At 61.1% G+C, this 265-nt stretch carries 1 pseudogene; it reads right to left on the bottom strand.

Going from position 1 to position 265, the window contains the following annotated elements:
• Window positions 1–265: pseudogene (locus tag AAEY93_RS20690) on the bottom strand (potassium-transporting ATPase subunit B); the annotation flags it as partial.

Here is a 265-nt window from a genome sequence, read left to right on the forward strand (position 1 = left end):
CGTTGAGACGCACCAGGCGGTCCATGCCGGCAATGCCAATGGCCGATAACAAGCCGCCAATGGTGGTAGGAATCAGCGTCACCAGCAGCGCGACCAGGAACACCAAAGGCAAGCTGCCATTGGCGAAGTGGGCGAACGGCTGCAAGGTCACCACCACCAGCAGGAAGATCAGGGTCAGGCCGATCAGCAGGATATCCAGCGCGACTTCGTTGGGGGTTTTCTGGCGTTTGGCGCCTTCCACCAGCGCGATCATGCGGTCCAGGGT

It is taken from the genome of Shewanella sp. CAL98-MNA-CIBAN-0140 (assembly GCF_040309905.1).
GTDB lineage: Bacteria > Pseudomonadota > Gammaproteobacteria > Enterobacterales > Shewanellaceae > Shewanella > Shewanella psychromarinicola.